At 44.6% G+C, this 563-nt stretch carries 1 protein-coding gene; it reads left to right on the forward strand.

Annotated features, from left to right (window positions below):
- On the forward strand, nt 1–483 hold a 483-nt coding region (locus ACS8FC_RS19785), incomplete at its 5' end, for an MBL fold metallo-hydrolase (protein WP_439298040.1).
- Nucleotides 484–563: the final 80 nt, after the last annotated feature.

Here is a 563-nt window from a genome sequence, read left to right on the forward strand (position 1 = left end):
CAGCGCTTTCAAATTGACGGTTATAGAAATTTAGAGCTAACACCTTTGGTCATCAGAAGCTCAGCGCCACCGTATTCACCACATCGCAATGACCCTCATGATGGCGACAACATTGCACTGATTGTGAAAGATTTAAAAACACAAAAGCAGCTGTTCTATGCCCCAGGCTTAGGCAAAATTGACGATGAAGTCATGCAAATCATGAAAGCGTCTGATTGCGTGATGATTGACGGCACGCTATGGACAGACAACGAGATGCAAGAACGCGGCGTTGGCACTAAAACGGGCCAAGACATGGGGCATCTGCATATCAGCGGTGATGATGGCTCGTTGCATTATTTAGATCAGCTCGACAATACTCGTAAGGTGCTCATTCATATCAACAATACTAACCCGATATTGAACGAGCAATCTGAACAAGCGGCGACATTAAAACAGCATGGTGTTGAAGTGGCCTTTGATGGTATGCAGATAGAGCTTTAAGACAAACGGTAAGATAAAAACAGCAATCGCAAGGTAACAATAATGCAAGAACAAACCGCAGCACTCAGTCCAGAAGCGTT

The sequence above is a fragment of the Psychrobacter sp. 1Y4 genome (assembly GCF_051847555.1).